16 protein-coding genes and 1 tRNA gene are annotated in these 12109 nt (G+C 70.8%); 9 read left to right on the plus strand and 8 right to left on the minus strand.

The genetic code is table 11. The annotated features are described in order from the left end of the window. The first annotated feature begins 21 nt into the window (after positions 1-21). Positions 22-1179, plus strand: coding sequence for a CynX/NimT family MFS transporter (locus ABFX55_RS44530; protein WP_379479041.1), 1158 nt, complete (start codon positions 22-24; stop codon positions 1177-1179). 33 nt (positions 1180-1212) lie between these two features. Continuing rightward, entirely contained in the window at positions 1213-1884 is a 672-nt protein-coding gene (locus ABFX55_RS44535; protein WP_346129741.1) for a hypothetical protein, read from the plus strand. Between the two features lie 2 nt (positions 1885-1886). Here ABFX55_RS44535 and ABFX55_RS44540 read toward each other — a convergent pair whose 3' ends face one another. Beyond that, positions 1887-2414 carry a cysteine dioxygenase gene (locus ABFX55_RS44540; protein ID WP_346129742.1) on the minus strand — a complete coding sequence of 176 codons (528 nt, stop codon included), beginning with the start codon at positions 2412-2414 and terminating at the stop codon, positions 1887-1889. 6 nt (positions 2415-2420) lie between these two features. Continuing rightward, entirely contained in the window at positions 2421-3269 is an 849-nt protein-coding gene (locus ABFX55_RS44545; RefSeq protein WP_346129743.1) for an amidohydrolase family protein, read from the minus strand. A 130-nt stretch (positions 3270-3399) separates the two neighbouring features. On the opposite strand from ABFX55_RS44545, the gene ABFX55_RS44550 reads away from it, so the two are divergent. After that, positions 3400-4392 (plus strand): LacI family DNA-binding transcriptional regulator, encoded by a 993-nt coding sequence (locus ABFX55_RS44550; RefSeq protein ID WP_346129745.1) that lies wholly within the window; start codon positions 3400-3402, stop codon positions 4390-4392. Here the strand turns inward: ABFX55_RS44550 and ABFX55_RS44555 are convergent. The 3 genes from ABFX55_RS44555 to ABFX55_RS44565 are packed head-to-tail and all read right to left on the minus strand — an operon-like array spanning position 4382 to position 6233. Beyond that, positions 4382-5701: an aromatic amino acid ammonia-lyase gene (locus ABFX55_RS44555; protein ID WP_346129746.1), complete on the minus strand. Its 1320-nt coding sequence runs from the start codon at positions 5699-5701 to the stop codon at positions 4382-4384. The two genes, ABFX55_RS44550 and ABFX55_RS44555, sit on opposite strands and share 11 nt — an antisense overlap. After that, on the minus strand, positions 5701-6072 hold the full coding sequence (locus tag ABFX55_RS44560; protein WP_346129748.1) for a phage holin family protein: 372 nt from the start codon (positions 6070-6072) through the stop codon (positions 5701-5703). Before ABFX55_RS44560 ends, ABFX55_RS44555 begins: the two co-directional genes overlap by 1 nt. Further along, positions 6069-6233, minus strand: coding sequence for a hypothetical protein (locus ABFX55_RS44565; protein ID WP_346129750.1), 165 nt, complete (start codon positions 6231-6233; stop codon positions 6069-6071). Before ABFX55_RS44565 ends, ABFX55_RS44560 begins: the two co-directional genes overlap by 4 nt. Before the next feature lie 142 nt (positions 6234-6375). Here ABFX55_RS44565 and ABFX55_RS44570 point away from each other — a divergent pair, with 142 nt between their 5' ends. Then, positions 6376-6651: a hypothetical protein gene (locus ABFX55_RS44570; protein ID WP_183656556.1), complete on the plus strand. Its 276-nt coding sequence runs from the start codon at positions 6376-6378 to the stop codon at positions 6649-6651. Here ABFX55_RS44570 and ABFX55_RS44575 read toward each other — a convergent pair. After that, positions 6648-7448 (minus strand): FAD:protein FMN transferase, encoded by an 801-nt coding sequence (locus tag ABFX55_RS44575; protein ID WP_346129751.1) that lies wholly within the window; start codon positions 7446-7448, stop codon positions 6648-6650. The two genes, ABFX55_RS44570 and ABFX55_RS44575, sit on opposite strands and share 4 nt — an antisense overlap. 35 nt (positions 7449-7483) lie before the next feature. Continuing rightward, on the minus strand, positions 7484-8146 hold the full coding sequence (locus tag ABFX55_RS44580) for a ferric reductase-like transmembrane domain-containing protein (RefSeq protein ID WP_346129753.1): 663 nt from the start codon (positions 8144-8146) through the stop codon (positions 7484-7486). 45 nt (positions 8147-8191) lie between these two features. Between ABFX55_RS44580 and ABFX55_RS44585 the strand changes: the two genes are divergently transcribed. The 5 genes from ABFX55_RS44585 (at position 8192) to ABFX55_RS44605 (ending at position 11628) form a co-directional block, all read left to right on the plus strand. Further along, a complete protein-coding gene (locus ABFX55_RS44585) occupies positions 8192-8869 on the plus strand; it encodes a response regulator transcription factor (protein ID WP_346129755.1) in 678 nt (225 codons plus the stop codon). Next, entirely contained in the window at positions 8866-9882 is a 1017-nt protein-coding gene (locus tag ABFX55_RS44590) for a HAMP domain-containing sensor histidine kinase (RefSeq protein ID WP_346129756.1), read from the plus strand. Before ABFX55_RS44585 ends, ABFX55_RS44590 begins: the two co-directional genes overlap by 4 nt. Before the next feature lie 61 nt (positions 9883-9943). Next, on the plus strand, positions 9944-10333 hold the full coding sequence (locus ABFX55_RS44595; protein ID WP_183656569.1) for an OsmC family protein: 390 nt from the start codon (positions 9944-9946) through the stop codon (positions 10331-10333). 252 nt (positions 10334-10585) lie between these two features. Next, a complete protein-coding gene (locus ABFX55_RS44600) occupies positions 10586-11509 on the plus strand; it encodes a nucleoside hydrolase (protein ID WP_346129758.1) in 924 nt (307 codons plus the stop codon). Positions 11510-11554: 45 nt separating this feature from the next. Beyond that, a tRNA-Lys gene (locus ABFX55_RS44605) sits at positions 11555-11628 on the plus strand. A 128-nt stretch (positions 11629-11756) separates the two neighbouring features. Here the strand turns inward: ABFX55_RS44605 and ABFX55_RS44610 are convergent. Next, positions 11757-12071 (minus strand): hypothetical protein, encoded by a 315-nt coding sequence (locus ABFX55_RS44610; RefSeq protein WP_346129760.1) that lies wholly within the window; start codon positions 12069-12071, stop codon positions 11757-11759. Positions 12072-12109: the final 38 nt, after the last annotated feature.

Genomic DNA, 12109 nt, shown 5'->3' on the forward strand with positions numbered 1-12109 from the left:
CATGGCAGAGTGGGCCTGGCTATGTCCTTGAGATCAACTTTCGTGGTCGCCGGGCTGGTCCTCGCCGCGCTCAACATGCGACCCGCCCTCGCCGGAATCTCCCCCCTCCTCGACGAGATCATGACCGACGTGGGCCTCACGCCCGCGGGCGGCGGTGCGATCACCACGGTCATGGTCGTCTGCCTGGGCCTGTTCGGTCCCGTGGCGCCGCTGCTGGCTCGCAGGATCGGCCTGGACCGCACCCTCCTGGTGGCCCTGCTGATCCTCGCGGCAGGCGTGGTGATCCGCAGTCTCGACGGCGCCCCCGCCCTCTACACGGGCGCGGCCATCGCGGGCACCGCCATCGCGATCATGAACGTGATCATGCCGGGCGTGGTGAAGCAGCACTTCCCCGAGAAGGCGGGGCTGCTCACGGCCATCTACGTCTCGGCTCTCGTGGGCGGCGCCGCCGCGGCCTCCGCGCTGGCGATCCCCATGGAACACCTCACGGGCTACGGCTGGCGCGGCGTCTCCGCGCTGGTCGCCGTGCCCGCCGTGGCCGCGGCCGTGCTCTGGCTGCCTCAGGCCTTCGGCAGGCAGTCGGCCCCCGCCAACGGGCCGAGGCCGTTCAGGACGCTGATGCGCAGCCCCGTAACCTGGAAGCTGACCGCGTTCATGGGCATCCAGTCGCTCACGTTCTACGTGATGCTCGCCTGGCTGCCCACGATCTTCCAGGAGGCCGGTCTGCCCGCCGACCACGCGGGCTTCCTGCTCGCCATCTCCAACCTGGCGCAGGTCGCCGCGACGCTGGCGGTGCCCGTTCACGCCGAGCGGAGCAGGACGCAGGCCCCGCACGTGGCAGGCGCCGCGCTGCTGACCGTGGCGGGCTATCTCGGCGTGCTGCTCGCGCCGACCACCGTGCCGTGGCTGTGGATGATCGTGCTGGGCCTCGGGCAGGGCGCGTCGCTCGCGCTGGCCCTGCTCATCATCACGCTGCGCGCCCCCGACCCCTCCTCGGTGACCGCGCTGTCGGCGGTCGCCCAGTCGGTGGGATACGTGCTGGCCGCGCTCGGCCCGCTGGTGATCGGTCTGCTCAGGCAGGCGACGGGCGGCTGGACGGTTCCGCTGCTGGCAGGGCTCGCCGCGTGCGCGGTGCAACTGGTGGTAGGGGTACGGGCGGGACGTCCTCTGATATCTTAGGCAAGGCTTACCTATTCGACTGAAGGGCCTGCCGTGCCGCTCGCGGAGTTGACCGGAGTGCTGGAGCGCGTCGCAGCCGCGCGAGGGGGCGTGCTCGGCGTCCTGCCCGGCCTGCGCGTCGAACCCGACGACTCGTGGACACCGCTCCAGGAGCTGACGCGTGAGCCGTACACCCTGCTCAGTGGCCTGATCGAGCAGACCGCGGGCCGCTACGACGCGCCGAGGCACGTGGGCGCCGCGCTGCTGTGGAAGACGCTCGGCTACTGGCTCACCTTCCCGATGGCCGTCGGCTGGGCGCTCGACGGGCGGGCGCCCGTCATGCGGTACGAGGACACCTACTTCAAGCAGTCGGAGGCGGGGGTGACGGTCGCAGCCACGGCGGTGACGGTCGTCGACAGCCCGCAGGCCATCCGCGAGGCCCTGCTCCAGTCGCAGGAACCACTGGTCAAGGCGATCAGCGGCCAGGCGAGGGTCGGCGCGCGCACGCTGTGGGGCTCCACCGCGGAGGCGTTCGCCCATCCGATGACCGCGGTGCTCCAGGGCGACTACATGGGCCTGCTGCGCGCGGTCGGCCGGCCGGTCGACGGTCTGCTCGAGCAGACCGCCGACGGCTACCGGCGCAGGACCTGCTGTCTGTGGGTCACGCTGCCCGAGGCCGAGCCCTGCTCGACCTGCTGCGTGCTGCGGGAGTCGTGCGCGGCCTGAGCTCAGGCGACCTCGGCTGCGGGCACCTCGCCCATGAAGTCGTCGTCGATCGGGCGCAGCTCGTCCGCGTAGCTCACCGAGACCCTGCGCATGAGCCCGGTGTCGTCGATGGAGTACTGCCCCAGGCGCCACAGCGGAGGGGAGTAGGCGTGGATCGACACGCTTCTGTCCACCGCCCCGGTCAGCCGGTGGATGTGGTCGGGGCCGAAGTGGAAGGACTGCCCCTCGGCCACCACGGTCTCCAGGTGCTCGCCGCCGATGCGCGGGTTGCACTCCAGCAGCGCGCCCCGCACCACGTGGACGGCGCCTGAGGAGATGTCGTGGTCGTGCCAGCCCGTGTCGTCCTCGGGACGCCAGCAGAGCAGCCACACGTCCACATAGGCGTCACGGTAGAGCGAGGCGTAGTGCCGGCCGCCGTCGGCGGGGAAGTCCACCTGGTCCTGCCACTGGGCGGGGTCCGCGGCCAGGTCGTCGACCAGCTCGCGTAGCTCCCGCCGGTCGAGCGTCCTGGCGGGAAGGTTGGTGCTCACGTGCGTTTACTCCTTTCGTCCGAGTAGACGTCGAGGGTTGGCGACCCTGATGGCGTGCGCCGCGGCGGCGCCCATCCCTGGGTCGGGGGCGGTGGCGTACGGCGCGTCCGAGCCGTTCACCACCACGTCGATGCCGAGCTCGCGGACGATCGCGTCGATCGCGCGCGGGCCGTAGGAGGAGGTCTCCACATAACAGAGGGGGTCCACCTGGCCCCTGCCGCCGCCCCTGGCGATCAGGCGCTCGGTGTGCAGCGGCGCGAGCCCCGCCAGCAGCGCGAAGCAGACCCGCAGCCTGGGGTGGCGCGGGCGCACGACGGCGTGGAAGTGATGCCAGGCGGCGTGCATCTGCTGCACGTACGGCACCAGCGCCGGCCACCAGCCCGGCACGCCAGGCGTGGCGGCCGCGGGGCCAGGATGGACGAACAGCGGCAGGTCGAGCTCGGTCAGCACGTCGAGCAGCCGGTCGTCGGGCTCGGCGGTCGCGGGGATCTGCAGCCCGGCGAAGCCGCGGTCGAGGTCGGCGGCCAGCCTGGCCGGGTCGACGTCGCTGTGGCAGGTCGCCGCCCACGCGCCGAACGGCTCGGGCAGCTTCAGCGCGCCCTCGTGGTAGGCGTCGATGAGCGGCCAGGCCTCCTCGGGCGGCAGGAACTCGATGCCCAGCGGGCTGGAGAGGGAGACCAGCGCGAGCTCGAGGTCCGTGGTGTCGCGCGCGTCGTGGTCGGCGGGGTCGACCTCGTACGGCGGCTCGCCGTCCAGGATCAGGGTCCAGCCGTCGAGGTAGGGAGGGCGCGACCGGGCGCGCAGCGCCTCGACGAACGAAGGCGTCCACAGGTGCTGATGGACATCGATGCTCACGGCCACACCTCCCTCTATTTCCTACCGAGAATACATGTAAACCCTGGGATTGCTATGTGAAGCGATTCAGTGATGCGTTTCAGTGAAACGCTTCACCCCCGGTTTTGTCAATGCTGGCTACGCTGGTCCGATGGCCAGAAAGCGAGCGACCATCAAAGAGGTCGCGCAGGCGACCGGCCTTTCGCCTGCAGCCGTCTCCTACGCGCTACGCGGGCTCCAGGTCTCGGAGGAGACCATGGAGCGCGTGCGAGCCGCGGCGGCCGAGCTCGGCTACGAGGCCGACCCCATCGCCAGGGCGCTGGCCAGCGGGCGCACCGGCATGATCGGCGTGCTCTGCGGCTCCCTCGAGGACCTGTGGCAGCAGTCGCTGGCGGTCGGCATCAGCAGAGGGCTGAGGGAGAAGGATCGCTACGCGCTGATCCTCGACGCCGTCGGCGACCCCGCCCGCGAGCGGGCGCTGGCCCAGCAACTACGTGACCAGCGCGTCGACGGCCTGATCGTGCAGCCGGTCGATCCCGCCGCGGCGTTCTGGGCCGAGCTGTGCGAGTCGGTGCCCGTGGTCGCGATCGGCGACGGGCTGCCCGGCACGGCCGGTGAGGTGATCTTCGACAACAGGCGGGGCGTCACCCTCGCGCTCGAGCACCTCAAGGAGCTCGGCCACGAGCGCATCGCCGTGCTCACCCCCACAGGCGCGCGCACCCCCGACAGGCCCGCCGACGTCCACGCCAGCGCCGAGGCCGACAGGCTCGGCCTCGACATCGAGGTGGCCACCGCCTCCTACGGGCTGACGGCGGCCACCGAGGTCGCCCGCGGCATCCTCGACAGCGGGCGCCACACCGCGGTGTTCTGCTTCTCCGACTCCATCGCCTACGGCGTCTACGCCGCGGCGGCCGAGCGCGGGCTGTCCATTCCAGGCGACGTGTCGGTGATGGGCTACGACGACCATCCCATGTCTGGCCTGCTCAGCCCCGGCCTGACCACGGTCGACTGGAACATCGACGGCATCGTGCGCGCCGCCGTACGGCTGGTCGCCGCCGCCGCGGACGGCCCCGCACGGCGGCGCAGGGTGGTGCAGCAGCCCACGCTGTGCGAGCGCGGCTCGGTGCTGCGGATCAGCCGCTGAGCTCCCTGCGCGCCTCGTCCAGATCGGTGTCGAGGGGGCGGTCGGGCTCGCTGGGGGAGCCCGGCTGGGCCAGCGCCCTGCGGGCGGCGACCAGCTCGCAGGCCAGCACGATCTCCAGGGGTTCCACGCAGCGCAGCGCCGCCCTCGCCGCCTGGGTGGCGAAGCTGGCGTGGTCCTCGGTGCCGCGGGAGATCACCGCCGTGCCGCCCGCGACGGGCGCGGACAGCAGGCGCAGCTCGGCGAGCGCGTCCTGTGCCACGTACTCGAGGATCATCGCGCCCGACCGGCCCTGAGCCCCACCGAGGAAGGGGAGCAGCCCCGTGTAGGCGGGCTCCATGAGCGTGGCCAGCCTGGCGGCCGACAGCTGCGCCGCGGGCACCAGCGCCGCCCGCATCGCGTCGAGCGCGAGGGCGACGGGGGCGGCGTGGAAGTTGCCGTTGTGCCAGGCCAGCTCGCCGCTGAACAGCGGGTTCTCGGTGGCGGCGTTGAGATCGACCTCGACGACGCGCCCGGCCCTGGCCAGCGCGTCCATAACCGCGCCGTGCACCTGCGCGAAGGCGCGGTAGCCGTAGGGGTCCTGGACCCTGACCGCCTCCTCCGTGGCGAGCATCCCGCGCAGGCGGGCCGCCACGTCGGCCTGACCCGGCTGCGGCCTGGCCTCGTGCACGGCCAGCGCCAGCGGCTCGGCCGAGGCGTTGACCACGGTGAAGGAGCGCGCCGCCACGGTGACGGCGGCCTCCATGAGCGTCCGCAGCCTGTGGACGGCCAGCGCCGCGTCGGCCAGCGTGGCCGCGCCCGAGCTGATGAACGGCAGCGCGTCGCCGGAGGACAGCGCGAACCTCGGCCCAGGCCCTGACCGCCCTTCGGGCCCTCGCCATTCGCGCTCGCCCAGCAGGCACAGCGCGGTGGTGGCCAGAGCTGTCAGGTCGCCGGTGCCGATCGCGCCGTAGGTGCGGACAGGAGGTGTGAAACCATCGTTGATCGCCTCGGCGAGCACGGGCAGGAGGGCGGGGTCGACCCCCGAGCCGCCCGCGAGGAGCTGGTTGAGCCTGACGACGAGCATCGCGCGGGCGCGCTCCTCGCCGACGAGCGGTCCCGCTCCCCCCGCGTGGCTGCGCAGCAGGTCGAGTCCGCCCTCCTCGACGGTGGTGTCCTTGTTCGCGCCGACGCCCGTGCTCTGCCCGTACACGGGACCCGTCAGTGTCTGGGCGGTCCGCCAGGCGGCCCCGGCCCGATCGAGGGAGACGATCGAGACGGGGACTCCTGAGGCCACCTGCGCGCAGGTGAGGGTGGCGCCGTCGAGCAGCATCAGTCGGGCAGGACCAGGCTGAGCACCCAGCTGACGATGGAGACGACGAGCGCCCCCCAGAAGGCGGCCCAGAAGCCGGAGACATGGAAGGGGACGTCGATCTGAGAGGAGATCCAGCTGGTGAGCAGCATCAGCCCCGCGTTGACGACCAGGGCGAACAGCCCCAGGGTCAGCACGTAGAAGGCGCAGCCGATGGTCTCGATGATCGGCTTGATCACGGCGTTGATGACACCGAAGATCAGCGCCACCACGAGCAGCGTGCCCCAGTACTTGGCCGTGCCCGTGGGAGTCGTGAGTTCGACTCCGTCCACGAACTGGATGGCGACCCAGAGGGAAGCCGCCACGACGAGAATTTTGATGATGAACTTCACGCCACAGGATCCTCGCATTTCTGATCGGCGATTCGATAGAGCCGCAGTGCGGCCAAGGGATAGATCATCACGCTGAACACACCCGCGGCCACCATCGCGGCGGCCGTGGCGGGCGTGATCGCGTCTTCTTGGACGCCGGTGGGGGCGAGCACCACGAGCAACGGCAGTCCGGGGGGCGGATCGCCAGTGCCCGCTGACGATCAGGCATGCACGCTATGTGCCCAGAGATGACTCCACGTAGTCGCGGGAGGGCGTTACCGAGAGGGGTTATGGGGAAAGAGCCGATTCTGGGGAGGAAGTGACATGGACACTGAGGAACTCGAGTCGATGCCGGCCAGCGAACTTCACGAGCGGGCCGTGCGCTATGCCGTACGCCACGGGGACTTCGGGTTCCTCTGGGAGCTGCTGAGGGCCATCCCCGCGGCGGAGGCGGCCAGCGGTCACGGCGGCGAGGTCGTCAACGACCTCAGCCACCTGTCCGCGCTGCTCAGCGACGCCATGAGCTCGGGCCAGGGCGAGCTGGGCGAGGCGCTGCGACCCCTCTACGTCGAGTACCTGGCCAAACATCCCGAGGCCTAGCCTGCGAGTCTGGTCTCGGCGTCATAGGTCGTGAACCCCGGCGTGAGCGTCGCGCGCCCGTCGGGGCCGACGACCATGCTCTGGTACGGCTGGGCGCCCCCGCTCCACCCGGCGCCAGGGTGCGGAGCCGCGCCCGCACTCGGGTCGGCGGCGAGGCGCATGGCGAAACGCCTGGCCCTGGCGGTGCCCATGGCGTGCATCGCCGAGGCGTACGCGCCCGCGACGCCCAGATCGGGTCCGATCACGCACACCCACGCCCTGCCGTCGCCGCTGAACTCCGAGCCGCCCGCCGTGGCCACGGCGGCGTCGTGCGGGAACAGCACCCGCGTGGTCACACCGTCGTAGGGATCGCGGACGTCGAGCCGCCAACGACGGCCAGGCGAGGAGGAGCCGCGCACGCGCAGGTCGTGGCCCGCGCTCACCCTGTGGTCGACGGCGCCCGCGATGGTCAGCGCCCGTGACAGGCGCTCCACCGCCCAGCCCCTGACGTAGGGCATCGGGTCGAGCCTGCTGCCCGCGCGCCCGTCGAACCAGCCGCCCGTCGCCTCGTGCAACGTGTCACACCTGTGCAGGATCTCCACCACCTCGGGGACCTGGTCGATGGTCTGGCCCCTGTTCAGCCTGGCGATCTGGCTGTCCTCGCGATCCGGGTGGAAGGTGTCCTCCACCCACCGCAGCCAGGAGAACGCGTCGTCGAGCAGGGGCGTCAGCTCCCGCTCCGGCAGCGCGGTGCGAATGTCCACGCACACGGGAAGGTCCATCACCATCTGCACACCAGCGACACCGGGAAAGGTCATACGAGTCACCGTGGCACGGGCGGGATAACGCACGGCTAAGCCCTTTGCCGGAGCTTGGACAGCGCGCTTCTGACGTACCTCACGAAGCCGCGAGGGCCGTAGACCACGACCCTGCGCTCGGAGATGTCGGGGACGAGGCGGCTCAGGCCCGAGGCGCTGACCGCCTCCTTGGCCCTCGGGTCGTGCTCGGCGCCCTCGACGATCACTACGGGCACGCCGCGGGCGCGCAGCTCGCGGGCGGCCTCGGCCTCACGCGGGTCGCGGGCCCTGTAGAGCACCAGCGTCCGCTCCGGGTCCTTCACCCGGGAGGCGATCCTGTCCGCGCCGACGCCCTCGGCGATCAGCAGCGTCCCCGCCCGCTGCTCGGGACGGCGCCGCCACACCGCCACCGCCAGCGCGGCGCCGTACAGCAGGAAGGAGCCGGTACGGCTCAGCCCCGTCACGTCGGCGGGGCTGGCGAGCTGGTGCGCGACCAGCAGCGCGCCCGCGAGGGCGGCCACCACACGGACGCTCGGAGGCAGCGGCGCCGTGCGCCGCCAGCGGACCGACACCAACCCGAGGACGACGAGCAGCGCGGCGCCGACATACGCGGTGGGCAGCCACGGATAGCTCCAGCCAGGGTGGATCGCTCCGAAATGCCCCACTGCCGCGCCCGCCCAGAAGAGCAGAGGCGAGAGAGACTGGGTGCTGGTAGTCATAGAACCGACGGTGTGCGACGTACATGAGAGTTGCCTGAATAAAAGATGGGTAAGCCCGAAGTTTTGGTGGTGGACGACGAGCCGCAGGTGCGGGAGGCGGTCACCAGGGCGCTGCGCGTCCAGGGATACCGGGTCAGAGGCGCCGCCGACGGGCCGACCGCGCTGGCGGTGGTCGCCGTGGACAGGCCCGACCTCATCGTCCTCGACGTCATGATGCCCGGCATGGACGGTCTCGAGGTCTGCCGCCGCCTGCGCGCCGAGGGGGACAGGACTCCCGTCCTCATGCTCACCGCGCTGTCCGGCGTGGGGGACAGGGTCGAGGGGCTGGACGCGGGGGCCGACGACTACGTGGTCAAGCCGTTCGCCCTGGAGGAGCTGTTCGCCAGGGTGAGGGCGCTGCTGCGCCGTACCTCCTCGTCGGGCGGAGCGCTGGAGTTCGCGGGGCTCGCGCTGAACCCCGCCAGCCGCCAGGCCAGGCGCGGCGGCAGGGTCTTCGACCTCACGGGCACGGAGGCGGCGCTGCTCGAACTGCTCATGCGCAACGCTGGACAGGTGCTCACCCGCGAGGTCATCTTGGAGCGGATCTGGGGTTACGACTTCACCCCCGGCTCCAACTCGCTGGAGGTCTACATCCGATACCTGCGGCGCAAGACCGAGCACGACGGGGAGCCGCGGCTCATCCAGACCGTGCACGGCCTCGGATACGTGTTGAGGGAGATATGAAGCTGCATCTCCGGCTCGCTATGGCGGCGGGCCTCGCGGCGGCGCTGTCGGTCCTGCTGGTGCTGGGCGCCGCCTACTACGTGACCTGCCGCAGGGCCGAGAGCGTCATGGGGCAGATCGGGCGGTGGCAGGCGGAGTTCGGCTGGCCTTTCCTGGCCGTGGCGGCCGGCGGGCTGGTCATCGCGGCGTTTTTCGGCTGGCTGGCCGCGGGCACCTCGCTCCGTCCGCTGTCGACCCTCACCGCCACGACCTCCAGGATCGCGGTGACCCGAGACCTCGGCCTGCGCATCGCCGTCACGCGCGACGACGAGATCGGCAAGCTGGCGGCCAGCTTCAACACGATGCTGGACGCCCTGGAGCGCTCGGCCAAGGCGCAGAAGCAGCTGGTCGCCGACGCCTCGCACGAGCTGCGCTCGCCGCTGACGGCGGTGCGTACCAACGCCGAGCTGCTGGTCAGGGGCGACGTGCCGGAGTCCGAGCGGGCCGAGGTCGGCCAGGCGGTGGTCCTCGGTCTCGAGGAGCTCACGGGGCTGGTGTCCGACCTGGTCGAGCTGGCCAGAGACGAGGAGCCCGCGGCCCTGGTGGAGGTCGTGCGCCTCGACGAGATCGTCTCCCATCAGGTGACGAGGGCGGCGTCGCACTGGCCCGAGACCCGCTTCACGGTGTCGGTCTCGCCGACCCTGGTACAGGGCGTGCCCGATCGGCTGGCGCGGGCGGTGGGCAACCTGCTGGACAACGCCGCCAAGTACGGCGCGCCCACCGACGCGGTCGAGGTGACGCTGCACGACGGCGTGCTCGAGGTACGCGACCACGGGCCGGGGATTCCGGTGTCCGACCTGCCGTTCGTCTTCGACCGGTTCTACCGGTCGGCGCAGGCGCGGGCGAAGCCGGGCTCGGGGCTGGGGCTGGCGATCGTACGACAGGTGGTGGACAGCCACGGAGGAACGGTGGCGGCGGTCCCCGCCCCGGACGGCGGCACCTTGGTCCGCCTCGTCCTCCCCACCCCAGCCTGATCCGCGGAGGGACCTCCACTGCCTCGCGCGGTGCCGTGATACTCCCGGTAGTTTTGCGAGCATGGCGAACGTACGTGTTGAGCGGACAGATGACGGTTTCGTGGCGACCAACGCGCGGGGCGCCCGCGTGGAGATCGGCGGCGGTGACCAGGACGGCGTGTTCACCCCGGTCGAGCTGCTGCTCGCCGCGGTCGGCGGCTGCAGCATCGTGACCGTGGAGCCGCTCACGGCCAAGCGCGGGCACCGGCTGCTGAAGCTGGCGATGACCGTCGACGCGGAGAAGGTCGAGCCGAACAAGCTGGGCCCCGTCACCATCACCTACGACGTGGAGCTCCCCTCTGAGCAGGCCGACGAGGTGTTCAGGGCGGTGGCGGAGCGCGTGGAGGCCAAGCACTGCACGGTCAGCCGCTCCCTGCGGGAGGGCACGGAGGTCCGCTTGGAGCTCCCCTAGGCCGATTAGGGCGATTATCGACCCTGGTATGACGCGTCCGTTGCATTCGGCTCTGTAACGTTGAAGCAGGTCAAGGGTGCTGCGACTGACTTGCAGAGCTTTTGCCGATGCGGACGCGGAGGGGGACCGTCGTCTGCTGTGCGGGACCGCCGGGCGCTTCGGGGGAAGGTGCCCGGCCTGGACCGCGATAGATCGGGGTCGGGCAGTTTTGGGGGAAACTGCCCGGCCCCGATTCATATGTACTGTCTTAGGGTGAAAAAGCTCCTTATCGACTGTGATCCCGGTATCGACGATGCCCTGGCCCTCGCGCTCGCCGGAGGCTCTCCCGAGATCGACCTGGTCGGCATCACCACCGTGGGCGGCAACGTCAGCCTCGAGCTGACCACCGCCAACGCCCTCGCGCTGCGCGAGTTCTACCGACTGGGCGACGTCCCCGTGACGCCCGGCTGCGCAGGGGCCCTGATGGGGGAGCGTGTGCGCGCCGAATCCGTCCACGGCGCCACCGGCCTGGGCGGCGTCGAACTTCCCGCGCCGGTCAAGGGGGTGTCCGACGGCCACGCCGTCGACTTCATCATCGAGACCCTCCGCGCCAATCCCGGGGAGATCACCCTTGCCGCCGTCGGCCCGCTGACCAACATCGCCCTGGCCGTACGGCGGGAGCCGCGCATCGTGGAGTGGGCCCGCGATTTCGTGATCATGGGCGGCTCGTACACCCGCGGCAACCACACGCCCGCGGCCGAGTTCAACATCAGGGCCGACCCCGAGGCGGCCTCGATCGTGTTCAGGGCCGGATGGACGGTCACCATGGTCGGCCTCGACGTGACCCTCACCGCGGTCGTCACCGAGGCGATCCTGGACCGGATGCGCACGCTCGGCCGCCTGGCCGACCTCGTGGTGCCGATCTCCCAGTTCTACGGGATGGTGACGGCGGAGGGAGGCCCCGCCATCCACGACGCGGTCGCCGTCGCGCACGTGATCGACCCGACGCTGCTGACGTGCGTGCCCGCGGTGGTGGACGTCGAGACGATGGGGACGTACACGGCCGGCATGACCGTGACGGACTTCAGGATCGACGAGCGGACGGCCAACGCCTCCGTGGCGACGGGCCTGGACGTGGACCGGTTCTGGAAGCTGACGCTGGAGGCTTTCGAGCGGGTGGGTGAGCGGATCGGGTGATGTGCGAGTGGTGCTCTGCTGCTGCTAGAGTTATCGACGTCGCAAGCGCCGCTAGCTCAGTTGGTTAGAGCAGCTGACTCTTAATCAGCGGGTCCGGGGTTCGAGTCCCTGGCGGCGCACCGGCAGAAACCCCAGCTCGCTACAGCGAGCTGGGGTTTTTTGTTGAGAGGCCGACGCAAGCGGCCGTTGGCCGTAGGTTTCCCCCAACGGTGCTCGTGGAAAGTGGGACTGGGCAGGCGTTGTGCCTCTACCAGTTGGCCCGCTCGTAACCTGCGGCGACGATGTACTTCGCGCCCGTCGATGGGCACTCCGCCACGCTCGTGTACTTCTTCGGAGTCACCCAAGGACCGTAGACGTAGCCGCCCAATCCGGTTTTCGGGTTGGCGGTGCAGTACGCCAGCGCTCGCACGTGGCCCGTTCCGCCCGTGCATTTGGCCTTGGCCTCGTTGGTGTCGATGTTCTTCCACGCAGTACATCCGCTGGGCCACGCGTGCGCGGGACTGGCGTTCGTCAGGATGAAGGCGCCCGTTACCACTGCCAGGGCTGCCGCGATCTTCCGCATTCGGTTCTCCACTCGGACGGACCTTGTCGTGGCGAGCG

The organism is Nonomuraea roseola (genome assembly GCF_039535395.1).
GTDB lineage: Bacteria > Actinomycetota > Actinomycetes > Streptosporangiales > Streptosporangiaceae > Nonomuraea > Nonomuraea roseola.

Excerpts from the sequence above, each read along its gene's own strand:
- ABFX55_RS44580 (WP_346129753.1), bottom strand. The coding sequence starts at position 8,146 with ATGACTACCAGCACCCAGTCTCTCTCGCCTCTGCTCTTCTGGGCGGGC.
- ABFX55_RS44610 (WP_346129760.1), bottom strand. The coding sequence starts at position 12,071 with ATGCGGAAGATCGCGGCAGCCCTGGCAGTGGTAACGGGCGCCTTCATC.
- ABFX55_RS44555 (WP_346129746.1), bottom strand. The coding sequence starts at position 5,701 with ATGCTGCTCGACGGCGCCACCCTCACCTGCGCGCAGGTGGCCTCAGGA.
- ABFX55_RS44550 (WP_346129745.1), top strand. The coding sequence starts at position 3,400 with ATGGCCAGAAAGCGAGCGACCATCAAAGAGGTCGCGCAGGCGACCGGC.
- ABFX55_RS44590 (WP_346129756.1), top strand. The coding sequence starts at position 8,866 with ATGAAGCTGCATCTCCGGCTCGCTATGGCGGCGGGCCTCGCGGCGGCG.
- ABFX55_RS44575 (WP_346129751.1), bottom strand. The coding sequence starts at position 7,448 with ATGACCTTTCCCGGTGTCGCTGGTGTGCAGATGGTGATGGACCTTCCC.
- ABFX55_RS44530 (WP_379479041.1), top strand. The coding sequence starts at position 22 with ATGTCCTTGAGATCAACTTTCGTGGTCGCCGGGCTGGTCCTCGCCGCG.
- ABFX55_RS44570 (WP_183656556.1), top strand. The coding sequence starts at position 6,376 with ATGGACACTGAGGAACTCGAGTCGATGCCGGCCAGCGAACTTCACGAG.
- ABFX55_RS44595 (WP_183656569.1), top strand. The coding sequence starts at position 9,944 with ATGGCGAACGTACGTGTTGAGCGGACAGATGACGGTTTCGTGGCGACC.
- ABFX55_RS44585 (WP_346129755.1), top strand. The coding sequence starts at position 8,192 with ATGGGTAAGCCCGAAGTTTTGGTGGTGGACGACGAGCCGCAGGTGCGG.